Here is a 26,964-nt window from a genome sequence, read left to right as displayed (position 1 = left end):
GTAGCGCCATGAATTTCCAACTCAGCCAAGAACAAGACATGTTGGTGGACGCGGTACGCAGTTTTGTTGCCAAGGAATTGTTGCCCCATGAAGAGGCGGTGGACCGTGCCGACGCGGTCTCGCCCGAGCTGGCTGCGCAGATTCGCGACAAGGCCATTGCTGCCGGTTTCTATGCCTTCAACATGCCGGAAGAGGTGGGGGGCGGCGGCCTGGATTACCTGTCCCAGGCCCTGATCGAACGGGAGCTGTCCAAAGTCTCGTGGGCCTTGCATGTGTTTGTCGCGCGGCCGTCCAAGATCCTGATGGCGTGCACCGGCTCACAGATTGGCGACTACCTGTTGCCCTGTGTGCAAGGCAAGAAAGTCGACTGTTTTGCCTTGACCGAACCCGGCGCCGGTTCCGATGCCAACGCCATCAAGACCCGCGCCGTGCGCAGTGGCGATGACTTCGTAATCAATGGCAGCAAGCACTTTATCAGCCATGCCGGGCACGCCGATTTTGCCATCGTGTTCGCGGTCACCGATACCTACGAACACAATGGCCGGCAGCGCAACGCCGTGACCTCGTTCCTGGTCGATCGTGGCACCCCCGGCATGACCATCCGCCGTGGCCCCAAGTGCGTAAGCAACCGGGGTTATCACACCTATGAAATGTTCTTCGATGACTGCCGCGTCCCGGCTTCCAAGGTGCTGGGCGAAGTTGGCAGAGGCTGGGAGGTGGCCAATGCCTGGCTCACGGCCGGCCGTGTGATGGTGGCCGCCAACTGCGTCGGTCAGGCCCAGCGCGCCCTGGATGTGTCGTTGCAATGGGCGGCGGACCGCAAGCAGTTCGGCCAGCCGATCGGCACCTACCAAGGCGTGAGCTTCAAGCTGGCCGACATGGCCACACAGATCCGGGCCGCTGAACTGCTGACCCTGCACACTGCCTGGAAGATGGATCAGGGCAGCATGACCGATGGCGAGGCCGGCATGGCCAAGCTGTTCGCCAGTGAAACCCTGGGCAAGGTCGCCGATGAGGCGGTGCAGATTTTTGGCGGCATGGGCTTGATGGATGAAGGGCCGGTTGAACGTATCTGGCGTAACGCACGGATCGAGCGGATCTGGGAAGGCACTTCGGAAATCCAGCGCCATATCATCGCCCGTGAACTGTTGCGGCCGCTGTTGCGCTGATCGGCGAGGAGAGCGTATGTCCCAGGCTATTCGCGACAATCTCAAACGCCTGCTGGCGCCCCGGCACCTGGCTTTCGTTGGTGGACGCAGCATGGCGCGTGCGCTCAAGCGCTGTGCCGACGGCGGATTTACCGGGCCGATGTGGTTGGTCAACCCGCAGCATGACAGCCTTGATGGCATCCCCTGCGTGCGCCGCGTGACCGATTTACCGTGCGGGCCGGATGCGGTGTTTATCGCCACCAATCGCGAGTTGACGCTGACCTGCGTGGCTGAGCTAGCCGCTATCGGCACGGGTGGTGCCATATGCTACGCCTCCGGTTTTGCCGAGACGGGGGCCGGCGGTGCAGCTCTGCAGCAGCAACTTCTGAAGGCTGCGGGCGATATGGCCTTGCTTGGCCCCAACTGCTACGGCCTGCTTGACTACCTGCACTGCTCGGCGCTGTGGCCGGTGGCCCATGGCGGCAAGTCGGTAGAGAAGGGCGTGGCGGTGCTCACCCAGAGCGGCAACTTCGCCTACAACCTGTCGATGAGCGACCGTTCGCTGCCAGTGGCCTACATGGCCTCGGTCGGTAATCAGGCGCAACTGGGCGTTGCCGAGCTGATGGACGTGTTGCTCGATGAGCCGCGCGTCACCGCCATCGGCCTGCATTTGGAAGGCTTGAAGAATGTGCCGGGGTTTGCCCGAGCAGCGCACAAGGCGTTGGAGAAAGGCATTCCGATCATTGCGCTGAAAACCGGCGTGTCGCAGATCGGTGCGGAACTGGCCTTGAGTCACACCAGTTCGCTGTCGGGCTCCGACGCGCTGTACGACAGCTTGTTTGCGCGCCTGGGCGTGATCCGCGTCAGCGGCCCCGTGAGTTTTGTCGAAACCTTGAAGGCCGCCGCGTGCGGCAATCTTCCGGAGGGCAATCGCTTGATTGCACTGGCCTGTTCTGGTGGCGATGCGGGGCTGATTGCCGACTACGCCGAACGCAATCACCTGGCCTTGCCGACACTGGACGACGACCAACGTGCTGAACTGGCCCAGGTGCTGCCCAGTTACGCCAACCTGGTCAATCCGCTGGATTTCACCACCGCCATCTGGGGCGACCGTGATGCCCTCGACGCGATGCTCGACACCGTGCTGCGAACCGCCGCCGACGCCGCCATGCTGGTGCTGGATTACCCGGCCGAATTCACGGGTGAGCGCAAGGAGTGCGACCTGTTGCTGGAGCTGTTCTGCGCCGCGCTCGGTCGCCATGGCAAGACCGGGTTCGTCACTTCGGCACTTCCCGAACTGTTGCCGCCCCATGCCCGCGAGCGCCTGCATGCTCAGGGAATTGCTGCGCTGCAAGGCGTAGAGGATGCATTGGCCGCTTGGGGGCGGATTGCCGACTACCCGCGCAACCGCCGCGTGTTGCTGGAGCGAGGAGAATCGATCCTCGAACCGTTGTGCCCAAAAGCCCTGGATGACAGAGGCGAGGCCTTGGACGAATGGGCCTCCAAGCAAGCCTTGCGTGCATTCGGCCTTACGACACCGGCCGGCGTATTGAGTACGCCGGGCAGGGCGGTCAGCGATGCAGAAATGCTGGGCTATCCCCTGGTGCTCAAGGCGGTCAGCGCGCAGTTGCCGCATAAAACCGAGGCCGGTGCCGTGGTGCTGAACCTGCAAAACGGCAGGGCCCTGACCGCTGCACTTGAGCAGATGCGCGCGCACATCTCGGCTTATGCACCGCATGTCGTCTTCGATCAATTGCTGCTGGAGTCGATGGCTACACCGCCGTTGGCGGAGTTGATCGTGGGCATCAAACGCGAAAACGACTTTGGCCTGGCCCTGGTCATCGGCGCCGGCGGCATCCTGGTGGAGTTGCTCAAGGACAGCCGCAGCCTGTTGTTGCCGACCACCGACAGTGCCATCCGCAACGCCTTGCTCAGCCTGCGCAGCGCAGCATTGCTGCAAGGTTTTCGCGGGCGTGAAGTGGCGGATCTGGACGCCCTGGTGACGGCCATTCGTGCCGTGGCCGACTACGCCTGCGCCAATGCCGGGCAGTTGCTGGAGCTGGATGTGAACCCATTGTTGGTCAATGCCCAGGGCGCCACGGCGGTCGATGCGTTGATCCGTCTAGGAGATGAACATGTACGATAAAGCGATGACCGGTGGCCAGGCCCTGGTGCGACTGCTGGCCAACTATGGCGTCGACACGGTATTCGGCATTCCCGGTGTGCACACCCTGGAGCTGTATCGCGGCCTGCCCGGTAGCGGCATTCGCCATGTGCTGACGCGCCATGAGCAAGGTGCCGGCTTTATGGCTGACGGCTACGCGCGGGTCAGCGGCAAGCCGGGGGTGTGTTTTGTGATCACCGGCCCCGGTGTGACCAATGCCGCCACCGCTATTGGCCAGGCCTATGCCGATTCGATTCCGATGCTGGTGATTTCCAGCGTCAACAGCACCGCCAGCCTCGGCAAGGGCTGGGGCATCCTGCATGAGACCCAGGACCAGCGCGCGATCACGGCGCCGATCACCGCGTTTTCGGCGGTCGCTCTGAGCGCTGAGGACTTGCCTGAACTGGTCGCCCGCGCCTACGCCATCTTCGACAGCGAGCGACCCCGCCCGGTGCATATCTCGGTGCCTCTGGACGTGTTGGCCGCGCCAATCCAGCGCGACTGGAGCAACGAGGTCGTACGCCGGCCAGATTGCGGTTTGCCGTCGGCCAAAGCCCTGGATCAGGGCGCGGCTAAACTGGCGGCTGCCAAACGCCCAATGATCATCGCCGGAGGCGGTGCGTTGGCGGCTGGCGAGGCATTGCAGCGCTTGAGTACGCAGTTGGCGGCGCCGTTCTTCACCAGCGTGGCCGGCAAGGGTTTACTGCCTGTCAATGACCCGCTGAATGCCGGTTCCACCCTCTGCGTCGAACCCGGGTGGCAACTGATCAGTGAGGCGGATGTGGTGCTGGCGGTGGGCACGGAAATGGCCGATACCGACTATTGGTGTGAGCGTTTGCCTCTCGGCGGCGAGCTACTGCGGGTGGATATCGACGCGCGCAAGTTCAATGATTTCTACCCCTGTGCCGTGGCGCTTAAAGGCGATGCGCAGCAGACCGTGCTGGCCTTGCTGGAACGCCTGCCGACCACCGCGCGCAACGCTGAAGCCGCCATCTCGACGGTGGCGGCGTTGTTGCACGCGGTCGAATCGGGGCACGGCCCGTTGCAGTCCATCCACCAAGCCATTTTCGACCGCATTGAAGCCGAATTGCCGGCCAATGCATTCATCAGCAGTGACATGACCCAGTTGGCCTACACCGGCAATTACGCCTACCGCAGCCGTGCGCCGCGCAGCTGGTTGCATCCTACCGGCTACGGCACCCTGGGCTACGGCCTGCCTGCCGGCATCGGCGCCAAGTTTGGCGCGCCACAACGGCCGGGCCTGGTGTTGGTAGGCGACGGTGGTTTCCTCTATACCGCCCAGGAATTGGCCACCGCCGTGGAAGAACTGGACAGCCCGTTGGTGGTGCTGTTGTGGAACAACGACGCCCTTGGCCAGATTCGTGACGACATGCTGAGCCTCGATATCGAGCCCATCGGCGTGCTGCCTCGCAATCCGGATTTCGCGCTGTTCGCCCAGGCGTTCGGGTGCACCGTGAACCAGCCCCGCAACCTGGATGAATTACAGACGGACCTGCGCAACGCTTTCAAACGCAATGGCGTGACCTTGATCGAGTTGAAACATGCCTGTGCCTGTTGACCTTTGGAGAGACAAGATCAGGGGGGGCCGACTGGCTCGATCATCTGCTGGCCCAACGGGCGGCGCACACTGTTTGAGGACATCCCATGAAGGTTTTGATTGTTCACGCCCATCCTGAACCGCAGTCATTCACCGCGGCCTTGCGCGATCGGGCGGTCGCCACGCTGGAGGGCCTGGGGCATGCGGTAAAGGTCAGCGATTTGTACGCCATGCGGTGGAACCCGGTGGCGTCGGCGGCGGACTTTTCGTCGCGGGAAAATCCGGATTACCTGGTATATGCCCTGGAGCAGCGCCTGGGGGTGAAGAAGCAGTCAATCGCCGCAGATATCCAGGGCGAGTTGGACAAGCTGCTGTGGGCTGACCTGTTGATCCTCAACTTTCCGATCTTCTGGTTCTCGGCGCCGGCGATGCTCAAGGGCTGGATCGACCGGGTGCTGGTGTCGGGGGTGTGTTACGGCGGCAAGCGCTTTTATGATCAGGGCGGGCTGGCGGGCAAACGGGCGATGATCACGGTGACCCTGGGCGGGCGCGAGCATATGTTCGGTGAGGGCGCGATTCATGGGCCGCTGGAGGATATGCTGCGGCCGATTCTGCGCGGGACGTTGGCGTATGTGGGCTATGACGTGCTGGCGCCGTTTGTGGCGTGGCATGTGCCGTACATCAGCGCTGAAGCGCGGCAGGATTTCCTGGTGGCGTATGAGCAGCGGTTGCAAGGGCTGGCGGATGAACAGCCCTTGGTGTTTCCGAAGCTGGCGCAGTTCGATGAGGCGCTATACCCCCTATCCTGAGCGGATTACCGTTTAAATGTCAGTCGGTCTTGCGTTGTTCCCGCAACCTTTCGGCCGCACTGCGCAACAACCGCTCGGTGCCATTCCAGCCCAGGCAACCATCGGTCACCGATACGCCGTATTTCATCGACGCGCTCAGCGGCTGGCAGCCTTCGAACAGATGGCTTTCGAGCATCATGCCGATCAGCGAGGTGTCGCCCTGCAGGCGCTGGTCCAGCACCTCGTTGAACACCGCCGGTTGGCGCAACGGGTCCTTGCCGCTATTGGCGTGGCTGCAATCGACCATGATGCGCGCCGCCACCTTGGACTTGGCCAGATCGTGCTTCACCTGTGCCACGCTTTGCGCATCGTAGTTCGGCCCACGGTGACCTCCGCGCAGCACCAGGTGAGTGTCAGGGTTGCCTGGGGTCTGGATGATCGCCGGGTGGCCCTGGCTGTCGACGCCGAAGTGACGGTGCGGGTGGGACGCCGAGCGCATCGCGTCACAGGCAATTGCGACGCCACCGTCGGTGCCGTTCTTGAAACCCACGGGCATGCCCAGGCCGCTGGCCATCTCGCGGTGGATCTGCGATTCAGTGGTGCGCGCGCCAATCGCGACCCAGCTGAGCAGGTCATCGAAGTAGCCGGCGGCCATGGGTTGCAGCAGCTCCGTGGCGACCGGCAAGCCCAGGCGCAGCATTTCACGCATCAACTGGCGGGACAGCGTGAGGCCGGCGGCCATGTCATCGCTGCCGTCCAGGTGTGGGTCGTAGGCCAGGCCTTTCCAACCAATAGTGGTGCGCGGTTTTTCGACGTAGGCGCGAATCACCAGCAGCATCTGGTCGCTGACTTCGAGCGCGAGCTTCTTTAGGTTGCGCGCGTATTCCATGGCCGACTCAGGGTCGTGGATCGAGCACGGGCCGACAATCACCAGCAAACGCGAATCTTCGCCATTGAGGATGGCGCGCACGGCGTGGCGATGGGCGTGGACTTGTTCGGTGAGGAACGGGCTGAGGGGCAGTTGGTGCTTGAGCTCAAGGGAGCTGGGCAGGCGCTGGGTCAGGGCTTCATTGGCGCTGGTCAGTGCAGAAATCGGCAGAGCGGCGGTGGCGGAGTTCATATTCAAGGCTTCCTGGGCAAGCGGCGGGCTGTTCCCGCGCGCTCTGCCCTACTGGGGTGTTCGACAATTGGCCGTATTGGCTACGTGTGTTGGCTTGCCACCAAGAGGTGACCGATCGGAGGCGGCAGGCTGTCCCGAGCGGAGCTGGCTAAATCGCCATGCGGTGGAGGTGTCGTAGCGGTAATAGGTGGCGTAGTTCATGTCGTGTGTCCTTTAAGTGTTCTGCGAAATTAATAGAGGCCTGAAAAAACAAAACCCCCGGTCGGGGAGCCGACCGGGGGTTTAGATTTCTCTGGTAGGCGACCCCTTGAGTAGTGGGCGCCGATTTCAGGTATCAGGCGCGCCAGTGGCTAAACCAATACCCAAAATAAAAGCTTACTGCTGCGCTCGAACCGTTCACACGGGTAGCCGATACCGCGCGCGGGGCGCTGGTAGCAGGGCAGACCTGAGTGTGGGTGAGTTGCAACATGGTGTGTCTCCAAATGATTGGCAGAGCTTACTTGACGCACACCGGTAGTTTCAATCAGAAATTTCTATTGTCATGGGCTACTTACGACTATGGGGTGAGTGCCGATATGCTGTGGACACTCTAATTGGGATGGATACGGACAGATGGCGTTTCACTTACGCGCAGCCACGGACCTTGACCTGCCGTTCGCACGCACCCTGACCTTTGAGGCTATGAGCCATTACTACCGGCAATACGGGCTGATGTGGTCCAACGATGGTTTTGACGTCGCCTGGGCTGGCCGTGAAAACTGGCTGATCTGCAATGACGACGGGGTGATGGGCTTTGTCAGCCTGAGCCGCGACAGCCGTGCGCTCTACATCCGAGAGCTGCATATGCTCGAAACGTGTCGCAGATTGGGTGCGGGCAGTTGGGTGCTGGAGCAGATGGCGCTCAAGGCGCAGGCGTTGGGTTTGCTGCGTTTGACGGTATTCAAGACCAATCCGGCCAGGCGGCTCTATCAGCGTAGGGGGTTGAGCATTGTCGGTGAGGAGGACTGCTTCTGGCGTATGGAGCGTGTCTGCCCATCCCGCTAAATCATGCAGTCAATCCTAATAGGCGCATACTGGCTTCAGGAGACGACCTCCTGATCGTTGTTTTGGCCATCAGCCTTAATAAAGGATGATCCCTTCTTTCATGCCCAAAAGGACCGCTACCTTATGGGCTTCTCCACGCCGTCCCTTTTTGCGCCCAGCGAGCACTTGATAGGTGGTTGCCGGATTGGCTTATGCAGCATTACGGATTCCGGGCGTAGTTTAAAGCCGTTCAAGTTCGTTTAATAAAGAGATGAGCGTGTCACCTCTTGAGGTGTGCCAAATAGGAGCATGCATTCAAATGAGTGGAATCGGTTCGCGTTTGAGGCAAGAAAGAGAGCGACTTGGCCTGTCGCAAAAAGTCTTTGGTGAAATAGGCGGCGTTGAAGCCAACGCACAAGGCAAATACGAAAGTGGAGGGCGCGTGCCCAAGGCCGACTACTTGTCGCGTGTTGCCGAGAGAGGCGTGGATGTGTTGTACGTGCTGACCGGCGTGATTACGCCGATTCAACTGAAAAACCTCAGCCAGATTGAAGAAAAGGTACTGGGTGACTACCGCGTAATGTTCAAGGAAGACCAGGCTGCTATACGCCGCTTGACGGCAACCCTGGCCGAGCACTCCATTTTGCAGAGTAGAAAAATCAAGCCGCAGCCCCGGAATTCCTGACCTATTGACCAGCAAATAGAGCCGTTCGCCACTCGGTGGATGGATACTGTGTGTTCAAACTCTATATATATGACGCTTGCAGCTAGGTCTGCGCCTTGGTTTTTTGCTAAGGTGTTCAGCAACCTATAAGACCATATCGCGAGGTGTCTGCTTGATTAGGGTGCTAGTAGTCGATGACCATGATCTCGTTCGTACAGGCATTACACGAATGCTGGCTGACATCGATGGCCTGCAAGTAGTCGGCCAGGCCGAGTCCGGGGAAGAGTCCCTGATCAAGGCCCGGGAGTTGAAACCCGATGTGGTGCTGATGGACGTCAAGATGCCTGGTATCGGCGGTCTTGGCGCCACGACCAAATTGTTGCGCAGCCATCCGGACATCAAAGTCGTGGTGGTAACTGTGTGTGAAGAAGACCCGTTCCCGACGCGCTTGTTGCAGGCGGGAGCGGCGGGTTACCTGACCAAGGGCGCGGGCTTGGCGGAGATGGTGCAAGCCATTCGCCTGGTGTTTGCCGGCCAGCGCTACATAAGCCCGCAGATTGCCCAGCAATTGGCGATCAAATCCTTCCAACCCGTCAGCGACTCACCGTTCGATGTGCTGTCGGAGCGGGAAATCCAGATCGCGTTGATGATCGTCGGTTGCCAGAAGGTGCAGACCATCTCCGATAAATTGTGCCTATCGCCCAAAACCGTCAACACCTACCGCTATCGCATTTTCGAGAAGCTCGCCATCAGCAGTGATGTTGAATTGACCCTGCTCGCGGTGCGCCACGGCATGGTGGACGCCAGCGCCTGACATGAGCACACCGTTTGATCCAAGTGCCTTTCTCTCAACCTGCAGTGGCCGCCCCGGCGTGTACCGCATGTTCGACAGCGAGGCGCGCCTGCTGTATGTCGGCAAAGCCAAGAACCTGAAGAACCGCCTGGCGAGCTACTTTCGCAAGAGCGGTCTCGCGCCGAAAACCGCCGCGCTGGTGGCGCGCATCGCCCAGGTCGAAACCACCATCACCGCGAATGAAACCGAGGCGCTGCTGCTTGAGCAGACGTTGATCAAGGAGTGGCGCCCGCCCTACAACATCCTGCTGCGCGACGATAAATCCTACCCCTACGTGTTTTTATCCGACGGCAACTTCCCACGGCTGAGCATTCACCGTGGCGCGAAGAAGCAGAAGGGCAAGTATTTCGGCCCGTACCCGAGTGCCGGCGCGATCCGTGAGAGCCTGAGCCTGCTGCAAAAGACCTTTTTTGTGCGCCAGTGCGAAGACAGTTTCTACAAGAACCGCACCCGGCCTTGCCTGCAGTATCAGATCAAGCGCTGCAAGGCGCCTTGCGTGGGCTTGGTCGAGCCGGCCGAGTACGCCGAGGATGTGCGCCACTCGGTGATGTTTCTGGAAGGGCGGAGCAATGCCCTCACCGATGAACTGTCCGGTGCCATGGAGCAGGCCGCCAGCACCCTGGACTTCGAGCGCGCCGCCGAGCTACGTGACCAGATCTCACTGCTACGCCGCGTCCAGGACCAGCAGAGCATGGAGGGCGGCACCGGCGACGTCGATGTGATCGCGGCCTTCGTCAACCCAGGCGGCGCCTGCGTGCACCTCATCAGCGTGCGGGGTGGTCGGGTACTGGGCAGCAAGAACTTTTTCCCACAGACCGGTATCGACGAGGACGTGGCCGAAGTCATGGCGGCCTTCCTTGGGCAGTACTACGTCAGCAGCCCCGAGCGCGATTTGCCGTCGGAGCTGATCGTCAACGTGGTGCATGAAGACTTCCCCACGCTGATCGAGGCGATCCACGAACTGCGCGGCCGCGAGCTGGACATCAGCCACCGCGTACGTGGCACCCGCGCGCGCTGGCAGCAACTGGCGGTGACCAACGCCGAACAGGCCCTGAGTGCGCGCCTGGCCAATCGACAGCACGTCGCCGCACGCTTCGATGCCCTGGCCGAAGTCCTCAACCTGGACGAACCGCCGCAGCGCCTGGAGTGCTACGACATCAGTCACTCCAGCGGCGAGGCCACCGTGGCGTCGTGCGTGGTGTTTGGTCCGGAAGGGCCGATCAAATCCGATTACCGGCGCTACAACATCGAAGGCGTCACTGCCGGCGATGACTACGCGGCCATGCACCAGGCCCTGACCCGGCGTTTCAGCAAGCTTAAGGACGGCGAGGGCAAACTCCCGGATATCCTGCTGGTGGACGGTGGCAAGGGCCAGTTGTCGATGGCGCGTGACGTGCTCAACGAACTGGCAGTGCCCGACCTGATCCTGCTCGGCGTGGCCAAGGGCGCCACGCGCAAAGCCGGTTTCGAGACGTTGTACTTGAATGATGCCGCCCATGAGTTCACCTTGAAGGGCGACTCACCTGCGCTGCACCTGATTCAACAGATCCGTGACGAAGCCCACCGTTTCGCCATTACCGGTCACCGCGCCCGGCGTGGCAAAACCCGGCGAACCTCAACCCTGGAAGGGGTGGCGGGCGTCGGGCCGACACGGCGACGCGACTTGCTTAAACATTTTGGTGGCTTGCAAGAGCTATCCCGTGCCAGCATTGACGAAATAGCCAAAGCACCCGGTATCAGTAAAAAGCTCGCTGAGTTGATTTATGCGAATCTGCATAGCGAATAGAATGCCTTTCCACCTCGTAGCCAGTTGTGCCGATGAATATCCCTAATCTGATCACCGTTCTACGCGTCCTGCTTATTCCGATTTTCATTCTGTTGTTCTATTTGCCGTACGAATGGAGCTATGCGGCCTCCAGTTCCGTGTTCGCCTTCGCGGCCGCCACCGACTGGCTCGACGGTTATCTGGCCCGGCGCCTGGAGCAGAGCACGCCGTTTGGCGCGTTCCTGGACCCGGTGGCTGACAAGCTCATGGTGGCCGTCGCCCTGGTGTTGTTGGTGCAAGAACACGGCAACCTGTGGCTGACCCTGCCTGCCGCCGTGATCATCGGCCGTGAGATCGTCGTTTCCGCCTTGCGCGAATGGATGGCTGAAATCGGCGCCCGCGCCCACGTGGCCGTTTCCAACATGGGCAAATGGAAAACTGCTGCGCAGATGCTTGCGCTGGTCATCCTGCTAGCCAACCCGTCGCACTTCACCTTCTGGGTCCTGCTGGGCTACGCCTTGCTGCTCGTCGCGGCCGGCCTGACCCTGTGGTCCATGCTCCAGTATTTGCGTGCTGCCTGGCCACATCTGCGCACCACTGTTGAAAAGAAATAAAACTTTTTTGAATCAAAGGGTTGACCGCTTCTGATAATTCTATAGAATGCGCATCACCAAGACGCGGGAATAGCTCAGTTGGTAGAGCACGACCTTGCCAAGGTCGGGGTCGCGAGTTCGAGTCTCGTTTCCCGCTCCAAACACAAAGAAAAAGCCACTCAATAGAGTGGCTTTTTTTTGCCTGTAATTTGGCTTTTCTACAGGGACCTTCAGCTCGCGCCTGGTGTTGGGCTCCGTGCTTAAACCTCCTGGTATCCAGCGACAGTGATTTCACTCGACTGGCGTCGCGTCTCCGGGAGGGGCGGCACACGGTTTATGGGCTCGGCGAAGCGAAAACCCCACCGCCGTTCGTGCCGGCCTGCGACAAGTATCATTTATACCGAGTTGCTCCGCGAACACGCGTCCGCCTTGAGCAGCAGCGATACACGGGCCGTAGTGCTTTCGGTAAACGTCAAGCCGACCCCGTCGACTTGATTGGTGGCATAATGATTTCACGTGTTTCTCAGTGGACGCATGGATGCCATGTTCAAGACGCTTACTTTTCTACTGCTGTTGATCTCTATCACGGGCTGCCAGAGCCTGACCCGACCCGCCGACTACAACGCTCCACTCGTTGGCCTTCGCTGTATGTGGATCGCCGGCCAGAAGCCGTTTGAGCGAGATAATCTGCGGTATATCGAACGCTACGCGGGTTATGGAAATGCCACGTGCAAGGCCATGCTGGGCAAGTTGTATCAGGAAGGCGGCTACGGCGTCGATCAAGACTTCGGCCAGGCCCATGCGCTATTCGTCGAGGCCGCCCAGCTTGACCCGGCTGTGAATGTGCTCTTGGGGCAGATGGCCGAGCGCGGTGAGGGTGAGCCGGTGGACTATGTCAAGGCACGTGAGTTTTACCGCCTCTCGGGCAAGAACGCCGTGTTGCAACTGGGGCTACTCATGGAGGAGGGCAAGGGTGGCCCGCAGGATTTGCCGGGTGCGCTGGCGCTGTATCTGGATGCGGTCGAACGCTGCCGCGATGACGCCTGGGAGGCGATGAACCGTCTGCGTAGAGCAGGGCAGCCGCTCAATGAAAGCCAGGCCCGGCGTTATCAGCAACTGTGGATGAAAGGTTTCGTCAGTTTGCAGACGCGACGTCTGGCGGTAGGGGAAGTATTCGAGGCCGTCAATGCCTCGGGTGCAGCCAAGACCGTGACGTTGGCGTATCGCTTCAAGTCGGACAGTGGCCTGCCCCAGGTGACGATGGTCAAGGGCTCGGGCGATGCCAATGTGGATCAGTGGATCATGAAGGCCGCGGCGCGAATCACCATGGGCGACTCGGCGCCATTGACTGACAGCTCGGGTGAGATGGAGATCAAATCACCCTTGGTTTTTCCTCCTCAAGACACGCCACGCACGTCACACCTGAATTGGATCTGCGGCAGGAAACCCTGTGCTTGATTGCGTCTTCGCTATCGTTTGAGGGTACGTAATGTCTCGTTCTCATCACCGGATGATCATGCTGGGCGTTGTCCTGATGCTGTCGAGCACGATCAGCCTGGCTGCCAATACGCCTTGCTCAGGTCGCAAGGGTGGGATTGCCGGTTGTGATGGGGACGTATTCCTGTGCAACGACGGCTCCATCAGTGCCTCGAAAAGAAGTTGTCTGGCTTACACCGGTAATCAGCAGTCACGGCCCGCGTTGCAACCGCTGCAAGGTCGTACGGGCAGCTGCGGCTGCGGCAGTGGTACTTACTGCACCGGCCCGCGGGGTGGGGTGTACTGCCTCACGCCCGCCGGACAGAAAAGTTACCGGCGGCGTTGATATCTATCCCACAAGTGTCCGGGCATTCTTTGTGTCCAGAGGCTCGAATGGCTTACACACGTGACCGATTCAAGGCGGCTGAATGGGTGTCGAGGGGCGGATAAATACGCCGGCCGGCAATGCTGGTGTGAGGCGCAATCATCAATCAACGGCTGTCTTTGCGCGATGAATTGAGGGTTGCCCTTCACCGCCTTCACTTGATAGCTACGACTCGATCAACTCCCGCACTCGCGCCGTCAAGGTGTCTATCGCAAACGGCTTGGTCAGCACCTGCATCCCCGGCCCGAGGCTGTTGTCGCCGATGATGGTGCTTTCGGCATAGCCGGTGATGAACAGGGTTTTCAGCGCCGGCCGTACTTCTCGGCCAGCATCGGCCATCTGTCGACCGTTCATGCCGCCGGGCAGGCCGACATCGGTGATCAGCAGGTCGATATGCACGTCGGAGCGCAGGATCTTGAGGCCGGTAATGCTGTCGCTCGCTTCGATCAGGCTGTAATCGAGTCCGCCCAGTACATCCATCAGCAGGGTGCGCACACTGGGTTCATCGTCCACGATCAGGATGGTCTCGCCGCGCTCGGCCGGGGTGGCGCTGGTACTGTCCAGTTCAGGATCGGCCTCGATGGCCTGCCCCTGGTAGCGCGGCAGGTAAAGGCTGATCGCCGTGCCGCGCCCGACCTGCGATGCAATCCGTGCCTGCCCGCCGGATTGCTTGGCGAACCCGTAAATCATCGACAGCCCCAGGCCGGTACCCTGGCCGATGGGCTTGGTGGTAAAGAACGGATCGAACGCCTTGGCCATGATTTCGGGCGTCATGCCCGTGCCGGTGTCGCTGACTGTCAGCGTCAGGTATTCCCCTTCGGTCAAGTCGTGGGCGCTGGCGGTGGCAGCATCCACGCATACATTGGCGGTTTCAATGCGGATACGCCCGCCGTGGGGCATGGCGTCCCGAGCGTTGATGCACAGGTTCAGCAGGGCGTTTTCCAACTGGCTGGCATCCACCAGTGTCGGCCATACGCCGCTGGCACCGAGGGTGTCGACCGTGATGCTGGGGCCTACCGTACGCTGGATAAGTTCGCCCATGCCTTCCATCAGCACGTTCACATCGGTTGGCCGTGGGTCCAGGGTCTGCCGGCGCGAGAACGCCAGCAGACGATGGGTCAACGCCGCCGCACGCTTGGCCGCACCCTGTGCGGTGCTGATGTACTTGTCCACTTCTTGCCAGCGCCCTTGTGCGATGCGCAGCCCGGTAAGTTCCAACGCCCCGGAGATACCTGCGAGCAGGTTGTTGAAGTCATGGGCGAGGCCGCCGGTCAATTGGCCCACGGCTTCCATTTTCTGTGACTGGCGCAGTTTTTCTTCGGCCTGGATCAATTCGACGGTGCGCTCGGCCACGCGTTGTTCCAGGGTTTCATTCAGGGCGCGCAGTGCGGCAGTCGCACGGTCGCGCTCAGCCTCGACAGAGCGGCGACTCTCCACATCGATGACCACGCCCGGCAGCGTCAACGGTGTGCCATCTTCGGCAAGGTCAACGCGCCCATTGGCTTCGATCCAATAATATCGACCGTCATCGCGACGCACGCGGTACTGGTGGGCATAGGCGCCACCCCGGGCAATCGCAGCATGGATGGCGGTGGTCAGTCCCTCCCGGTCTTCCGGGTGTACCGAGGTCATCACCTGCGCGAGGCTAAGGCCCTCATGGCCCAAGGCCGGGTCCACGCCAAAGGCGCGGGCGAAGGCTTCATCGATGCTGAAGCGGTCGCTGGGAATGTCCCAGTGCCAGGTGCCGATGATTGCGCCTGCAGCCAGCGCCAGTTGCACACGCTCCACGTTTTGCCGCGCCACTGCCTCGCTGATGCGCAGGCGCTCCTCGGCGTTGCGGCGTTCGGTGACGTCGCTGAAGATAATTGCGATTTGCCGGTCAGCCGGATCACCAACGCGCACCGCGCGTACATCGAACCAGCGCTTGAATGCTTCGGCATAGCTTTCGAAGGTTGCCGGCTCACCGGTCTTGGCCACGTGCCCGTAGGTCTCGAACCAGAACTGTTCCAGGTCCGGCGCGAATTCGGTGACCCACTTGCCGCGCAGGTCGACCCCGGCTTGATGCTCGAAGGCCGGGTTGGCTTCGACGAAGCGGTAGTCGATCGGTCTGTCATCGGCGTCAAACTTGACCTTGACGATGGCGAACGCCGACTCGACCGTCTCCAGGATTGTGCGAAAGCGTTCTTCGCTCTGACGCAGTGCGGTGTGCTCAACGCGCATGCTGGACAGGTCGAGCACCGCCTGGCGGTAGCACGCTTGCGTTTCATCCACAGAGCGCTGCGCCGCGCCATTGCCAGGTGAACCTGACAACGGATCAAGGCCTGCGCCTTCCAGCAGGGCACGCAAATGCAGGACTTGCGCCTCCAGTTCTGCACGAGTCAGGTTTTTCACTGCTGTTTCCATAGACGAGTTAGAGGGGCTCCCAGCCGCTGTATGACCGGCGCCCCTGTCACAGGGTTCAATTGTTGCGGCGCGCGGCATCCCGACGAGTAAAGTCGGGTTTTCCGTAGCTGGCTACTCTTTCAGGTCTGCATCGCGCAGGCGCACATCACCGGTCGCAGCACTGTCCTTGCCGGGGCCTCGACCCCACTGTAGTGCGCCGGATGCGCAGCAGGTCTTGGTACGCTTCAGCGCGTTTCGTCTCGGCCACCCGCTTGGCTTCAGAAAAACGCAGCCAGGCATCGGCATCCGCCAGGCTAGTGTCAATGATGTCGTAGGCGGCTTTCTCCAATCGATCTGCTTCGTAGAACAGTTCGGCATTCCTGGCGAGTTCGTCCGGGACGAAGGGTGTCGATGCTTCACGCGTGTTCGCGGCCATGGCCTTTACCTCAAGGTCGTCGTAGGCGAGCGCGGTGAAGGGCGCCTAGGGTGCCGGGTTCGTAGCTCGCACAAGGACTGACACAAGCCGTTCTTGTGTCTGGGGTCCTGCTTAATGGAGAGGTAAAAGCGCAGAATCGTTCAAGTTAGTGCAAGGTTGGGGGCGTTGAGCCTTCAAACTGCCCAAACGATGGGTCAGGCAGGGCGTACAGGAAATGTACGTCGATGTACATTCCCTGTGCGCTGCACGTCTTGCGGTGTAGAGTGGCGTGCAATTCCCTGGCAAAGGTAACCCCCGGATGTCGCACACCGCAAAACCGCGAGGCAAGGCCCAGGACACCGGCTGGCGAGGCTCGGTCGACGTGTGGCTGGACGCCGCTTACGCCGCCTTGAAAGAGTCCGGCATCGACGCCGTACGCGTCATGCCACTGGCCAAGCAATTGGGCTTGTCGCGTACCAGTTTCTATTGGTTCTATGAGGACCGCGAGCAATTGCTCGCCGCCTTGCTGACCCGCTGGCGCGACAAGAACACCGGCAACCTGGTGCACCAGTGCGAACGTTATGCCGAGAGTATTTCCGAAGCCATCCTCAACGTCTTCGAGTGCTGGTTGAACCCGGAATTGTTCGACTCGCAATTCGAATTTGCCGTACGCAGTTGGGCGATGCAGTCGGCGGACGTCTCGGCAGAAATCGCGTTGGCCGATGACACCCGTATCAACGCGCTGACCGGTATGTTCCGGCGTTTTGGCTACGATGAAGAGGCGGCCGATGTGCGTGCCCGGACCATCTACCTGACGCAGATCGGCTATATCTCGATGAACACCACCGAGGATGTGGTGGTGCGGTTCCGGCGTATTCCGCAGTACGTCAGCGTGTTCACCGGCAAGGCGTTGAAGCGGCGTGAACTGGACCGCTTCTATGGGGCATTTGGCTACGCCGAAACCGCACCGGGCGTGTTTGAGCTTTTTTAGAGGTCCTTGACCAACCGCAACGCATCGTAGATCGCCGCATGGGTATTGCGTGCGGCCACCGCATCGCCGATCCGGAACAACTGGAAGCGGCCCTCGGCGTGGGTCACGATATTCTGCACGTTGCCGGCAATCAAATCGTGCTGCTCGACCGCGCCGCCGTTGCTGGAGTGCGCGCGCAGGTCGAAGTACAGGTCGTCCAGCGGAACCGTGCCATGGTTGATCACCACTTGGTCGACCACCCGCTGTTTGTGCACCGTGCCGTAGTCACTGCCAAAACGGGCGACCAGCCGACCGTCGCGTTTCTCCACCGACTCGACCCGATAGGTCACGGTAAAGATCACGTCCAGGTCCTGCAGGCTGCGCATGTAGGGCACCAGGTTCATGGCCATGACTTCCGGGGCGAACGCGCGGTCCGGGGTGACGATTTCGACGCTCGCGCCGCTTTGCGCAATCACCTCGGCGGCTTGCAGCGCGGCATGGTCGCCGGCATCGTCGAAGATCAACACATGACGCCCCGGTTTGACGTCGCCTGAAATGATGTCCCAGGTCGACACCACCAGTTCATTGCCCTCGGCGAGCACCTCGGTATGGGGCATGCCGCCGGTGGCGACGATTACCACGTCCGGCTCATGGGCCAGCACCGTCTCGGCCTCGGCCCAGGTATTGAAGTGGAATGTCACGCCAAGGCGTTCGCACTGGGCCATGCGCCAGTCGATGATGCCGATCATTTCGCGACGCCGCTCGCTCAGGGCGGTCAGGCGGATTTGCCCGCCGGGCCGGTCTGCCGCTTCCAGTACTGTCACCTCATGGCCGCGCTCGCCGGCAACCCTTGCGGCTTCCAGCCCGGCCGGGCCCGTGCCGATAACCAGCACTTTGCGCTTTACGGCCGCCTTGGGAATGTCGTGGGGCATGCTGGTTTCCCGGCCGGTCGCCGCGTTGTGGATACAGTAGGCAGCGCCACCCTGGTAGATGCGGTCCAGGCAGTAGTTGGCGCCGACACAGGGCCGGATATCCTCTTCGCGCCGCTCGATGATCTTGCGCACGATATGTGGGTCGGTCATATGGGCGCGGGTCATGCCGACCATGTCCACCTTGCCCGATGCGATGGCGTAGCGTGCGGTGGCGACGTCCGGGATTTTCGCCGCGTGGAAGGTGGGGAATCCGGTGGACGCGCGGATCTCGCCGGCAAACTCCAGGTGCGGCGAGTTGCGCATGCCCTGGATCGGAATCACGTCGGTCAGGCCCGCGTCCGTATCGATGTGCCCGCGCACCACGTTGAGGAAGTCCACCAGCCCGCTGTCCTTGAGCATGTGCGACACCTGCAGGCCTTCGTTGGCGGTGAACCCGCCTGGCAGCGCTTCGTCACCGGTGTAGCGCACGCCCAGCAGAAAGTCTTCACCGACGCGCTGGCGAATGCCGCGCAGGACGTCGAAGGTAAAGCGCATGCGGTTTTCCAGGGAACCACCGTAAGGGCCCTCTAGCTCGTTGGTCAGTGGCGACCAGAACTGGTCCATCAAATGACCGTAGGCTTGCAGTTCCAGGCCATCCAATCCGGCCGCTTTCATACGCTCGGCGGCGTCGACGTAGTCCTTGATGATCCGCTCGATGTCCCAGTCTTCCAGCTTCTTCGGGAAGGAGCGGTGTGACGCCTCGCGGCGGTGCGAGGGCGAGACCACCGGCAGCCAGTCGGCCTTGTCCCAGCGTGTACGACGGCCCAGGTGCGTTAGCTGAATCATCACCGCCGCGCCGTGTTCGTGGCACTCATCGGTCAGGTCCTTCAACCAGCCGACCACCTCATCTTTGTACGCCAGCACGTTGTTGAACACCGGCGGACTGTCCCGTGATACGGCGGCGGAACCTGCGGTCATGGTCAAGGCCACGCCCGCCTTGGCGCGCTCGACGTGGTAGGCGCGGTATAACGCCTGCGGCATGCCGTCCACCGGGTAGGCCGGTTCGTGGGCCGTGGTCATGATCCGATTGCGCAGGGTCAGGTGCTTGATTTTGTAAGGCTGCAGCAGGGGATCGCTGGACATTATTCTGTGCTCCGTAGTGGGCATCATCAGGCTCGGCGATCTGAAATTAGGATAAATGTACATAGGTGTCAATCATGGTTGACATGCATGTACATTTTTATTGCGGGGCCCTGAACTCATCGTTAAGATCGGCCTCACCCCTTAGGAGGACGCCTGATGAATGCTCATGTGCACTATCGGAAAAAAGCCTGTGCCTACCTGCTCGGCCTTGCGCTGGGAGCCAGTGCGGCGGTGACCCAAGCAGAGGAAAAACCACCGGTCCGCATCGGTTGGGTGAACTGGTCCGACACGGAAATCACCGTCAAGCTCGCCAGTACGGCCTTGCAAGAGCATCTCAAGCAACCGGTCAAGTTGGTGATGGCCGACATCGGCATCCAGTTCCAGGCGCTGGCCAACGGCAACATCGACCTGATTCCGATGGTCTGGCTACCCAGTACCCACAAGGCGTTCTACGACAAGTACAAGGACCGGCTCGAAGACCTTGGCGTGCTGTATGAAGGGCGAATCGGCATGGCCGTGCCCACCTCGGTGCCGGTTGCAGAAGTCGCCAGCGTGGAGGACCTGAACAAGCCTGGGATCCGCGCGAAGTTCGACGGCAAGATCTTGACCTCCGAAGTCGGCAACGGCCAGTACACACTCACCGTCAAGGCGATCGAGGACTACAAGTTGACGGGCTACAAATTGGTGGGGTCTTCGGAAAGCGGCATGCTCAACGAGATGGACCGCAATCTCAAGCGTGACAAGTGGTCATTGGTCAACGCCTGGAGCCCGCACTGGATGTTCTCCAAATGGTCGCTGCGCTACCTGGAGGATCCCAAGCAGATCTTCGGCGGCGCCGAACAGATCCACGCCATGGCCCGCAAAGGCTTCAGCCAGGAACACCCCGAGGTGGCGTACTTCTTTGCGCATTTCTCCCTCCCCCAGGCCGACCTCGAAGCGTTGATGATGCAGGCGCGGGAGAGCACGGCAGACAAGGCGGTGGCGGCGTATTACGCGGCGAACAAGGCGCGTTTTGAGGGGATGTTCAATCCAGAACTGGTTTCCCGCACCCGGTAAGCCTGCTTATGCCTGCGACTTGAACATCGGCAAACGCGCCAGCATCCAGTCCAACAGCTCCTGGGCGGGGGCCGCCAACGGGCGTGCGGCCTTCACCAGCAATTTGGCTTCCACCCCCAGCAGTAGGGGATGATCGATCAGCACCGATGCCAGCTCGCCATTTTCGATCTCCCGAGAGGCCGCGAACTCCCCGGCCAGCGAGGCAAAGTCGCCGCTGGCAACCAGACGCTTGAGCGCCGCCAGCGAATTGCTGACCAGGGTCGGGCGCACCTGGATCTTCTCGGCATACTCAAGCAGGGTGATGGCGTGCCCGATGCCGAAGGTGGTGGGGGTGAGGACCAGCGGGCATTCGAGCACGTCCTGCACACTGGCCATGCTGCCGCGCACAGCCAATGGGTGGTCAGGGCGCACCAGCAACATCACCGGCTGCAAGGAGGCAGCGCGAAACTCAATGTGCGGGTGCGTCGGCGGGTTGTACGCCAGGCCAATGTGCGCACGGTTTTCAGCGACTTCGTTGAGCACATCCACCACCGGCAGGATATCCAGCGTGACTTCCAGTTTGGGGTACTGCTTGCAGAAAGGCGCGAGCACGTTGTCCACCAGCACATCGACATACCCTTCACTGATCACCACGCGCACATGGCCTTGCTGCAAGCCCTTGATCGCCTGCAACTGGTCTTCGAGTTTCTCCTGCTGTGAACGATAACCGCGCCAGAATTCAAGCAAATGCGCGGCCGCCTCGGTCGGTTGTACGCCACGGGCCTGGCGCTCGAATAGCTTCGCGCCGAGTTCTTCTTCCAGCAGTTTGATCTGGCGGGTGATCACCGACGGCGAGGTGTTGATGCTGTCCGCCGCACCCCGGATAGAACCGTGCATCAGCACTTCATGAAAGTAGCGCAGGCGTTGTTGATTGATCTCTCGCATGAGGGTCACCGTCGTAAAGGTTGCGTTGCCTATAAAGCAACACTACGCGAACTTAGTTGCTCTTGCTGGCGATAATGGCGCGGCGCACCATGGATTGGCAAGCCCGCAGCACCCACAAGAATAATGGGAGACACGTATGCCAACCGCTCCGGCACCCGCAACCAACGAGGCCATTGCTGCCCTCTACCACAAACTCAATTGGCGGCTGTTGCCGCTGTTGTTCATCGGCTACGTCTTCGCTTATCTGGACCGCATCAATGTCGGCTTCGCCAAGCTGCAGATGCAAAGCGACCTGGGCTTGTCCGATGCGGCGTACGGCGCCGGTGCCGGGATTTTCTTCGTCGGCTACGTGCTGTTCGAATTGCCCAGCACCCTGATGCTGCCGCGCATCGGCGCGCGCAAAACCTTCAGCCGCATTCTGGTGCTGTGGGGCATCACCTCCGCCTGCATGCTGTTTGTGCGCGACGTGCCGACGTTTTATGCCATGCGCTTTTTGCTGGGCGTGTTCGAAGCCGGTTTTGCACCGGGCATGATCTATTACCTGTCCCGTTGGTACGGCCCGAGCCGCATGGCGCGGGCGATTGCCATCGTGTTTATCGCCGGGCCCATGGGCGGCATCCTGGGTGGCCCGATTTCAGCGTGGCTGATCACCACGTTTGCCGGCGTCGGCGGCCTGGCCGGGTGGCAATGGATGTTCCTGATCGAAGGCCTGCCCTGTGTGTTTCTCGGCGTGCTCATGTACGTCGTGCTGTGTGATCGGCCCGCAGACGCGCCGTGGCTGAATGCCGCCGAAAAGCAGTTGCTGGAAACCGAACTGGGCACTGCGAGCGCGCGCAGCCATTCATTTCGTACCGTGTTGCGCGACCCCAAGCTATATGTCCTGGCATCGGCGTACTTCTGCATCATCTTTTCGATCTACGCCATGAGCTTCTGGCTGCCGGCCGTCATCAAAGCCCTGGGCGTCAACGACACCCAGCAGTTGGGCTGGTACGCCGCGTTGCCTTATGTCGGCGCGGCACTCGGTATGTATTGGATCGGACGGCGTTCGGACCGCCTCGGCGAGCGACGCCTGCACTGCGCCATCCCTGCTGCCACCGGTGCCGTCCTGCTGATCCTCTATCCCCTGGCAGGCGGCAACCTGCTGGTGTCGATGGCACTGCTGACCCTGTCGATCAGCATGATGTTCATGGCCTACACCGTGTTATGGGCGATGCCCTCCGAGCACATCAAGGGCGAAGCGGCCGCGGGCGGCATTGCCTTGATCAATACCATCGGACTGTCCGGTGGTTTCTGGGGCCCGGCCATGATCGGCTGGGCCAAAACCGCTACCGGCAGCCTCGACACGGGGCTCATCGCCGTGGGCTGTGTGTTCCTGTGCGCGGCCTTCGTGATCATCGCGACCAAACCGCGAACACGCACCGGGCAGACGGGCGATTACATCCGCAGTCATTGAAACCAACGAGGAAACCATCATGCTTTTATACCTGTCGACCTGGGCCGAGATCGGCCAGTTCCTTGAGCGCAGCCGCACCATCGTGATTCCGATCGGCTCCAACGAGCAGCACGGCCCCACCGGTTTGTTGGGCACCGATTGGATGTGCCCGGAGATCATTGCGTGCCAGGCGCAAAAAAGCGCCGATATCCTGATCGCGCCAACGTTCAACATAGGCATGGCCCAGCACCACATCGGCTTTCCCGGCACGATCTCGCTGCGACCCTCGACGTTTATTGCCGCCATCGGCGACTGGGTGCACTCGCTGGTCGCCCACGGCTTTGAAAAGATCCTGCTCCTCAATGGTCATGGCGGCAATGTCGCCTCCATTGAAGCCGCATTCTCCGAGTTGTACGCCGAGGCAAGTTTCGCCCGGCGCCCTGCGGGATTCGCGCTGAAGTTATGCAATTGGTGGGACCTTGAAGGTGTCGGTGAACTGGCCAAGGAACAGTTCCCCACCGGGCACGGCATTCATGCCACACCGTCGGAGATAGCGGTGACCCAATGGGCCTACCCGGAGGCGATCAAAACCGCTGACTACTCGCCTCAAATCGCGCCCTGGGGCCCGATCCGTGAAGCCTTTGATTTCCGTGCGCGCCATGTGGACGGGCGCATGGGTTCAGACCCGGCGCAGGCCAGCCCGGACAAGGGACGTGATCTGGTGATGATGGCTGCGCGAGGTTTGATACAGGAAGTCGAAGCGTTCAGTAGTGAGCCGATGCCAACGCCTTACGCGAGAGGCTCAGGCGTATGAAAACCTGTCACGGGCCGCTCTCAACGCGTCGCGAACGGCATCGGTGCGCAACTGCAGTGTCATTTGCGTCTCGTCGATCACGATTTCCGCGACGATCAACACGCAGATCAGCGGCGCGGTTACGAACCAGTGGCACCAGCACTGGGTCGCCAGCGACACGGAAACGCCGATGATCCACAGCGCCAGCACCCACTTTGGCGCGTGCTGTTGCAGCGGCACCCAGAACCGTTGCAGCCTTTTCAGGCGGGCCGTGTGCAGGCGCAGTGACTCTTCAAGGAGTGACAGGGAAGGGCTCATGTTCACACTCGTTAAGTTATCCGGGCACGACTGGGGAGGGACTTCCCCAGCCACGACAAGTTGATGCGGTCAACTTCTATCCAATGCCCGCTTTGAGGTGCTGCGATGCAGCTTTTGAACGCAATGCACATACATTCGGCGTCCAACAGGACAAAGCATCGATAGCGTTGAATGGGTCTGAACAGCCTGGAAAAGATGTGCATGACGGGCCGGGTTTACTCAAAGGTTCCAACTGAGTTCGAACAGCGTTCCGCCGTTTTCCATTTTTCGACACGTCACCGCGCCACCATGGGCAATGGCAATCGCGCGCACCACCGCCAGGCCCAGGCCACTGCCGCCCTGGGCGCGTGAGCGAGAGTTTTCGCCGCGCTGGAAGGCTTCGAACAGGTGCGTCGCAAAATCCTCATCAATGCCAGGGCCGTCGTCGCGTACCCTCAGGTAGTGAACGCCGTCGCGCGTGCTCAGGTGCACATTGACGTTGCCAGGTGTCGCGTGCCGACGCACGTTGTCCAGCAGGGCCAGCAAGGCCTGGCGAATCCGTGCAGGGTCGCAGCGCAGGGTGCGGCGTTGTAGGTCCAGTTGCAGGGTAAAACCAGCAGCGGCCAGGCTGGGTTCGAACAGCCGCACATCGTCCTCAACCCCTGCGGCGAGGTCGGCGTCTTGCACGTTGACTTCCAGGTAGCCGCTGTCCCCCAGACCGACCACGCGCAAATCCTCGATCATCCGTGCCAGCCCTTCGACCTGCCCAAGCAGGCTGTAGAATTGCGCCGTGTCCGGCTCGAACACCCCCTCGGCCAAGCCTTGCAGGCGACCGCGCAGGATGGTCAGTGGCGTGCGCAGTTCATGGGCAATGGCTGCATTCCAGAATGCTTGTTCCTGTGCCATACGTTTCAAGCGTTGGGCCATGCTGTTGAAGTCATTCACCAAAATAGCCGCCTCACCGATGGACTCGTCGCCGGCCACGGCTTGCACATCGAGATCGCCGTCCGCCAGCTTGCGCAGGTTCTCGGCCACCGAGTTCAATGGCATCAGGATGCGCCGCGACAACTTGGTGGCGACAAATGCGCCGACGGCCAGGCTGACGCAGGTGGTCAAGCCCATCCACGCCCATTCGGCATTGGCCGGCATCCACTCGTCGACCTGCTCGTCCGGAAGTGGCCAGTAGGTCCAAAGCAGGGCATAGAACACATAGGAGCCGATCACTGCCAGGGCGACCACGCACAGCACCACGACCGACATGGACAAGATGATCTGGCGGCTCAAACCATTGAATAGTTTCACGCGCCACTCCCGAACCGATAACCCACCCCGCGAATGCTCGCCGGCACGCCTTGCAGCCCAAGGTCTTCGATCTTGCGGCGCAACTTGCTGATATGGCTGTCGACTGTACGTTCCAGGCTGTCGCTTTCCGGCGAGCACAGCGCCAACAATTCCGCGCGGCTGAACACGCGTTTCGGCGCTCGGGCCAATTGGGCCAGCAGTTTGAACTCGGTGACGGTCAGCAGCAGCGGCAGGGCGTTGCCCGAGATGTTCACCGTGACCTGATGGCTCTCGATATCGATCTCAAACCCATCCACCCGCAACACGCTGGCGCTGACACCGGATGTGTAGTTGACGGAGCGCCGCAGCACCGCCTGGGTACGGGCCACCACCTCGGCCGGGTTGAACGGCTTGACGATGTAGTCATCGGCGCCGATACGCAAACCCATCAACTTGTCCATGTCCTGGTCCTGTGCGGTCAGCATGATCACCGGCGTGTTGCCGCGATGGCGCACTTCGGCCAGGACTTGCCAGCCATCGACATGGGGCATCAGCACATCCAGCAGCATCAGGTCTGGCTTGAGGCTCAGGTGCAGTTCCAGCGCGCGCCGGCCATCAAGGGCGTGGGCGGTACGGAAGCCGCTGCGCTTGAGATAGGCGATGAGGATATCCGCGATCTCGGGCTCGTCTTCGGCGATCAGCACCAAGGCCTGGTTCTCTCGGATGCTGTTGGGACGGGGTGTCGATGCAACGGGGTAATCGTTCATAGTCTGCTCGGTGAAGAGGCCTTGTCGTGATTGCCGCTCCATGGCCCACGCTGTCAGGTGTTGATCATAGCTTCTGGGTAAGGGCGCCCAACATCTGGTTGGCGGTGGAAATCACTTTGGAATTCATCTCGTAGGCCTGCTGCGTGGTGATCATATTGACCATCTCTTCAACCGTGCTCACGTTCGAAGTCTCCAGGGCGCGCTGCAACGTGGTGCCAAAGCCGTTGAGCCCCGGCGTACCGACTTGGGGCGCGCCACTGGACGCGGTTTCCAGGAACAGGTTGTTGCCGATTGCCTGCAAACCAGCCGGGTTGATGAAGTCGGCGGTCTGCAGGTTGCCGATCACTTGCGCCGCGGAGTTGCCGGCCAGAGTGATGGACACCGTGCCGTCCTGGCCGACGGTGAAGGTCTTGGCGTTGTCCGGCACCACAACGGCGGGCTCCAGGGCGAACCCGCTGGCGGTGACCACCTGGCCATTGGCATTCAGGTGGAAGGTGCCGTCACGAGTGTAGCCGGTGGTACCGTCCGGCTGCAGCACTTGGAAGAACCCTCGGCCATTAACGGCCAGGTCCAGCGGTTGTCCGGTGGTCTGCAGGCTGCCGGCGCTGAAGTTCTTCTGGGTGCCGACGATCTGTACGCCGGTGCCCAGTTGCAGTCCTGATGGCAATGCACTGTCCTGCGTCGACTGCGCGCCCGGCTGGCGCTTGATCTGATACAGCAAGTCCTGGAACTCGGCACGGTCGCGTTTGAATCCGGTGGTCGAGACGTTCGCCAGGTTGTTGGAAATGGTCGTCAGCTGGGTGTCCTGGGCCGACAAGCCGGTTTTTGCGACGTACAGGGCTGGAATCATGAGGTTCTCCGTGTGACCCGTTCAAGGGGGCACTGTGATGAACCTGATTGTGCGCAACCAACGTGCGCATTCATGGGAGGTTTTGTGGAGGAATGATGGAGAGGGCAGTTTTTTTCCGGCCATGCGCATTTAAGCCAGGCTCGATCAAACTCGCAGTAGAGCGCGCGGTCTGCGGTGGCAACGTTGTCGCTGTTTTGGGAGGCGCC

General features: G+C 61.0%; 24 protein-coding genes, 1 tRNA gene and 2 pseudogenes. 17 read left to right on the top strand and 10 right to left on the bottom strand.

All coding sequences use genetic code 11. From position 1 onward, the window contains the following. Positions 1-8 precede the first annotated feature (8 nt). The 4 genes from AB4O08_RS02450 to AB4O08_RS02435 all read left to right on the top strand — a co-directional run bounded on the left by AB4O08_RS02450 (position 9) and on the right by AB4O08_RS02435 (position 5,679). A complete protein-coding gene (locus tag AB4O08_RS02450; protein WP_045792302.1) occupies positions 9-1,169 on the top strand; it encodes an acyl-CoA dehydrogenase family protein in 1,161 nt (386 codons plus the stop codon). A gap of 16 nt (positions 1,170-1,185) precedes the next feature. Beyond that, the gene (locus AB4O08_RS02445) at positions 1,186-3,294 is read left to right on the top strand and encodes an acetate--CoA ligase family protein (RefSeq protein ID WP_010211283.1); all 2,109 of its coding nucleotides are present in this window, start codon (positions 1,186-1,188) and stop codon (positions 3,292-3,294) included. Beyond that, a complete protein-coding gene (locus AB4O08_RS02440) occupies positions 3,284-4,891 on the top strand; it encodes a 5-guanidino-2-oxopentanoate decarboxylase (protein WP_045792300.1) in 1,608 nt (535 codons plus the stop codon). Before AB4O08_RS02445 ends, AB4O08_RS02440 begins: the two co-directional genes overlap by 11 nt. A gap of 86 nt (positions 4,892-4,977) precedes the next feature. Next, complete coding sequence (locus AB4O08_RS02435) at positions 4,978-5,679, top strand: NAD(P)H-dependent oxidoreductase (protein ID WP_010211281.1); 702 nt, start codon at positions 4,978-4,980, stop codon at positions 5,677-5,679. A gap of 19 nt (positions 5,680-5,698) precedes the next feature. On the opposite strand, the gene AB4O08_RS02430 is transcribed toward AB4O08_RS02435, so the two are convergent. Then, positions 5,699-6,778: a 3-deoxy-7-phosphoheptulonate synthase gene (locus AB4O08_RS02430; protein ID WP_021493367.1), complete on the bottom strand. Its 1,080-nt coding sequence runs from the start codon at positions 6,776-6,778 to the stop codon at positions 5,699-5,701. A gap of 612 nt (positions 6,779-7,390) precedes the next feature. Between AB4O08_RS02430 and AB4O08_RS02425 the strand changes: the two genes are divergently transcribed. Next, a complete protein-coding gene (locus tag AB4O08_RS02425; RefSeq protein ID WP_010211279.1) occupies positions 7,391-7,822 on the top strand; it encodes a GNAT family N-acetyltransferase in 432 nt (143 codons plus the stop codon). A 35-nt stretch (positions 7,823-7,857) separates the two neighbouring features. On the opposite strand, the pseudogene AB4O08_RS02420 reads toward AB4O08_RS02425, so the two are convergent. Then, positions 7,858-8,008, bottom strand: a pseudogene (locus AB4O08_RS02420) (helix-turn-helix domain-containing protein); the annotation flags it as partial. Between the two features lie 112 nt (positions 8,009-8,120). On the opposite strand from AB4O08_RS02420, the gene AB4O08_RS02415 reads away from it, so the two are divergent. From AB4O08_RS02415 to AB4O08_RS02380, 8 genes and pseudogenes are all read left to right on the top strand, one after another. Then, positions 8,121-8,486 carry a helix-turn-helix domain-containing protein gene (locus AB4O08_RS02415; RefSeq protein ID WP_010211278.1) on the top strand — a complete coding sequence of 122 codons (366 nt, stop codon included), beginning with the start codon at positions 8,121-8,123 and terminating at the stop codon, positions 8,484-8,486. Positions 8,487-8,637: 151 nt separating this feature from the next. Beyond that, positions 8,638-9,279 (top strand): response regulator transcription factor GacA, encoded by a 642-nt coding sequence (gene gacA, locus AB4O08_RS02410; protein WP_010211277.1) that lies wholly within the window; start codon positions 8,638-8,640, stop codon positions 9,277-9,279. A 1-nt stretch (position 9,280) separates the two neighbouring features. Beyond that, positions 9,281-11,104 (top strand): excinuclease ABC subunit UvrC, encoded by a 1,824-nt coding sequence (uvrC, locus tag AB4O08_RS02405; RefSeq protein ID WP_010211276.1) that lies wholly within the window; start codon positions 9,281-9,283, stop codon positions 11,102-11,104. Positions 11,105-11,136: 32 nt separating this feature from the next. Further along, positions 11,137-11,697 carry a CDP-diacylglycerol--glycerol-3-phosphate 3-phosphatidyltransferase gene (gene pgsA / locus AB4O08_RS02400; protein ID WP_010211263.1) on the top strand — a complete coding sequence of 187 codons (561 nt, stop codon included), beginning with the start codon at positions 11,137-11,139 and terminating at the stop codon, positions 11,695-11,697. Between the two features lie 63 nt (positions 11,698-11,760). Beyond that, a tRNA-Gly gene (locus tag AB4O08_RS02395) sits at positions 11,761-11,836 on the top strand. Positions 11,837-11,885: 49 nt separating this feature from the next. Then, a pseudogene (locus AB4O08_RS02390) lies at positions 11,886-12,011 on the top strand (hypothetical protein); the annotation flags it as partial. Between the two features lie 208 nt (positions 12,012-12,219). Beyond that, complete coding sequence (locus tag AB4O08_RS02385; protein WP_221214846.1) at positions 12,220-13,134, top strand: tetratricopeptide repeat protein; 915 nt, start codon at positions 12,220-12,222, stop codon at positions 13,132-13,134. A 52-nt stretch (positions 13,135-13,186) separates the two neighbouring features. After that, the gene (locus AB4O08_RS02380; RefSeq protein ID WP_021493365.1) at positions 13,187-13,498 is read left to right on the top strand and encodes a YdcA family protein; all 312 of its coding nucleotides are present in this window, start codon (positions 13,187-13,189) and stop codon (positions 13,496-13,498) included. Positions 13,499-13,702: 204 nt separating this feature from the next. Here AB4O08_RS02380 and AB4O08_RS02375 read toward each other — a convergent pair whose 3' ends face one another. After that, complete coding sequence (locus AB4O08_RS02375) at positions 13,703-15,928, bottom strand: ATP-binding protein (RefSeq protein ID WP_010211260.1); 2,226 nt, start codon at positions 15,926-15,928, stop codon at positions 13,703-13,705. Between the two features lie 157 nt (positions 15,929-16,085). Beyond that, on the bottom strand, positions 16,086-16,355 hold the full coding sequence (locus AB4O08_RS02370) for a hypothetical protein (RefSeq protein ID WP_010211259.1): 270 nt from the start codon (positions 16,353-16,355) through the stop codon (positions 16,086-16,088). A gap of 298 nt (positions 16,356-16,653) precedes the next feature. Here AB4O08_RS02370 and AB4O08_RS02365 point away from each other — a divergent pair, with 298 nt between their 5' ends. After that, positions 16,654-17,325: a TetR/AcrR family transcriptional regulator gene (locus AB4O08_RS02365; RefSeq protein WP_010211258.1), complete on the top strand. Its 672-nt coding sequence runs from the start codon at positions 16,654-16,656 to the stop codon at positions 17,323-17,325. Here the strand turns inward: AB4O08_RS02365 and AB4O08_RS02360 are convergent. Further along, a complete protein-coding gene (locus AB4O08_RS02360) occupies positions 17,322-19,358 on the bottom strand; it encodes an NADH:flavin oxidoreductase (protein WP_010211257.1) in 2,037 nt (678 codons plus the stop codon). The genes AB4O08_RS02365 and AB4O08_RS02360 overlap by 4 nt on opposite strands. Before the next feature lie 156 nt (positions 19,359-19,514). Between AB4O08_RS02360 and AB4O08_RS02355 the strand changes: the two genes are divergently transcribed. Continuing rightward, the gene (locus AB4O08_RS02355; protein WP_460114678.1) at positions 19,515-20,414 is read left to right on the top strand and encodes a glycine betaine ABC transporter substrate-binding protein; all 900 of its coding nucleotides are present in this window, start codon (positions 19,515-19,517) and stop codon (positions 20,412-20,414) included. Positions 20,415-20,420: 6 nt separating this feature from the next. Here AB4O08_RS02355 and AB4O08_RS02350 read toward each other — a convergent pair whose 3' ends face one another. Then, positions 20,421-21,338 carry a LysR family transcriptional regulator gene (locus AB4O08_RS02350; protein WP_010211255.1) on the bottom strand — a complete coding sequence of 306 codons (918 nt, stop codon included), beginning with the start codon at positions 21,336-21,338 and terminating at the stop codon, positions 20,421-20,423. 136 nt (positions 21,339-21,474) lie between these two features. Here AB4O08_RS02350 and AB4O08_RS02345 point away from each other — a divergent pair, with 136 nt between their 5' ends. Both AB4O08_RS02345 and AB4O08_RS02340 read left to right on the top strand, forming a co-directional pair. Beyond that, positions 21,475-22,791 carry an MFS transporter gene (locus AB4O08_RS02345; protein ID WP_021493362.1) on the top strand — a complete coding sequence of 439 codons (1,317 nt, stop codon included), beginning with the start codon at positions 21,475-21,477 and terminating at the stop codon, positions 22,789-22,791. Between the two features lie 19 nt (positions 22,792-22,810). Then, entirely contained in the window at positions 22,811-23,584 is a 774-nt protein-coding gene (locus AB4O08_RS02340; RefSeq protein ID WP_010211253.1) for a creatininase family protein, read from the top strand. Here the strand turns inward: AB4O08_RS02340 and AB4O08_RS02335 are convergent. From AB4O08_RS02335 to flgG, 4 genes are all read right to left on the bottom strand, one after another. Then, complete coding sequence (locus AB4O08_RS02335) at positions 23,573-23,881, bottom strand: hypothetical protein (RefSeq protein WP_010211252.1); 309 nt, start codon at positions 23,879-23,881, stop codon at positions 23,573-23,575. The two genes, AB4O08_RS02340 and AB4O08_RS02335, sit on opposite strands and share 12 nt — an antisense overlap. Positions 23,882-24,100: 219 nt before the next feature. Beyond that, positions 24,101-25,162 (bottom strand): ATP-binding protein, encoded by a 1,062-nt coding sequence (locus AB4O08_RS02330; RefSeq protein ID WP_021493360.1) that lies wholly within the window; start codon positions 25,160-25,162, stop codon positions 24,101-24,103. Continuing rightward, positions 25,159-25,908: a response regulator gene (locus tag AB4O08_RS02325; protein ID WP_010211250.1), complete on the bottom strand. Its 750-nt coding sequence runs from the start codon at positions 25,906-25,908 to the stop codon at positions 25,159-25,161. The genes AB4O08_RS02330 and AB4O08_RS02325 overlap by 4 nt, the downstream gene beginning before the upstream one ends. Positions 25,909-25,972: 64 nt before the next feature. Beyond that, the gene (flgG, locus tag AB4O08_RS02320) at positions 25,973-26,758 is read right to left on the bottom strand and encodes a flagellar basal-body rod protein FlgG (protein ID WP_460114677.1); all 786 of its coding nucleotides are present in this window, start codon (positions 26,756-26,758) and stop codon (positions 25,973-25,975) included. Positions 26,759-26,964: the final 206 nt, after the last annotated feature.

This window comes from Pseudomonas sp. H3_E07, assembly GCF_054668895.1.
Note: the sequence above shows the minus strand (reverse complement) of the source record. Positions and strands in the feature narration are given on the sequence as shown.

Bases quoted from the DNA above. Each gene is read 5' to 3' on its own strand.
- AB4O08_RS02445 (WP_010211283.1), top strand. From the start codon at position 1,186: ATGTCCCAGGCTATTCGCGACAATCTCAAACGCCTGCTGGCGCCCCGG.
- AB4O08_RS02425 (WP_010211279.1), top strand. From the start codon at position 7,391: ATGGCGTTTCACTTACGCGCAGCCACGGACCTTGACCTGCCGTTCGCA.
- AB4O08_RS02380 (WP_021493365.1), top strand. From the start codon at position 13,187: ATGATCATGCTGGGCGTTGTCCTGATGCTGTCGAGCACGATCAGCCTG.
- AB4O08_RS02365 (WP_010211258.1), top strand. From the start codon at position 16,654: ATGTCGCACACCGCAAAACCGCGAGGCAAGGCCCAGGACACCGGCTGG.
- AB4O08_RS02385 (WP_221214846.1), top strand. From the start codon at position 12,220: ATGTTCAAGACGCTTACTTTTCTACTGCTGTTGATCTCTATCACGGGC.
- AB4O08_RS02360 (WP_010211257.1), bottom strand. From the start codon at position 19,358: ATGTCCAGCGATCCCCTGCTGCAGCCTTACAAAATCAAGCACCTGACC.
- AB4O08_RS02430 (WP_021493367.1), bottom strand. From the start codon at position 6,778: ATGAACTCCGCCACCGCCGCTCTGCCGATTTCTGCACTGACCAGCGCC.
- AB4O08_RS02335 (WP_010211252.1), bottom strand. From the start codon at position 23,881: ATGAGCCCTTCCCTGTCACTCCTTGAAGAGTCACTGCGCCTGCACACG.
- AB4O08_RS02440 (WP_045792300.1), top strand. From the start codon at position 3,284: ATGTACGATAAAGCGATGACCGGTGGCCAGGCCCTGGTGCGACTGCTG.
- AB4O08_RS02355 (WP_460114678.1), top strand. From the start codon at position 19,515: ATGAATGCTCATGTGCACTATCGGAAAAAAGCCTGTGCCTACCTGCTC.
- AB4O08_RS02450 (WP_045792302.1), top strand. From the start codon at position 9: ATGAATTTCCAACTCAGCCAAGAACAAGACATGTTGGTGGACGCGGTA.
- AB4O08_RS02340 (WP_010211253.1), top strand. From the start codon at position 22,811: ATGCTTTTATACCTGTCGACCTGGGCCGAGATCGGCCAGTTCCTTGAG.
- uvrC (WP_010211276.1), top strand. From the start codon at position 9,281: ATGAGCACACCGTTTGATCCAAGTGCCTTTCTCTCAACCTGCAGTGGC.
- AB4O08_RS02415 (WP_010211278.1), top strand. From the start codon at position 8,121: ATGAGTGGAATCGGTTCGCGTTTGAGGCAAGAAAGAGAGCGACTTGGC.
- AB4O08_RS02370 (WP_010211259.1), bottom strand. From the start codon at position 16,355: ATGGCCGCGAACACGCGTGAAGCATCGACACCCTTCGTCCCGGACGAA.
- AB4O08_RS02345 (WP_021493362.1), top strand. From the start codon at position 21,475: ATGCCAACCGCTCCGGCACCCGCAACCAACGAGGCCATTGCTGCCCTC.
- AB4O08_RS02325 (WP_010211250.1), bottom strand. From the start codon at position 25,908: ATGAACGATTACCCCGTTGCATCGACACCCCGTCCCAACAGCATCCGA.
- pgsA (WP_010211263.1), top strand. From the start codon at position 11,137: ATGAATATCCCTAATCTGATCACCGTTCTACGCGTCCTGCTTATTCCG.
- flgG (WP_460114677.1), bottom strand. From the start codon at position 26,758: ATGATTCCAGCCCTGTACGTCGCAAAAACCGGCTTGTCGGCCCAGGAC.
- AB4O08_RS02435 (WP_010211281.1), top strand. From the start codon at position 4,978: ATGAAGGTTTTGATTGTTCACGCCCATCCTGAACCGCAGTCATTCACC.
- AB4O08_RS02350 (WP_010211255.1), bottom strand. From the start codon at position 21,338: ATGCGAGAGATCAATCAACAACGCCTGCGCTACTTTCATGAAGTGCTG.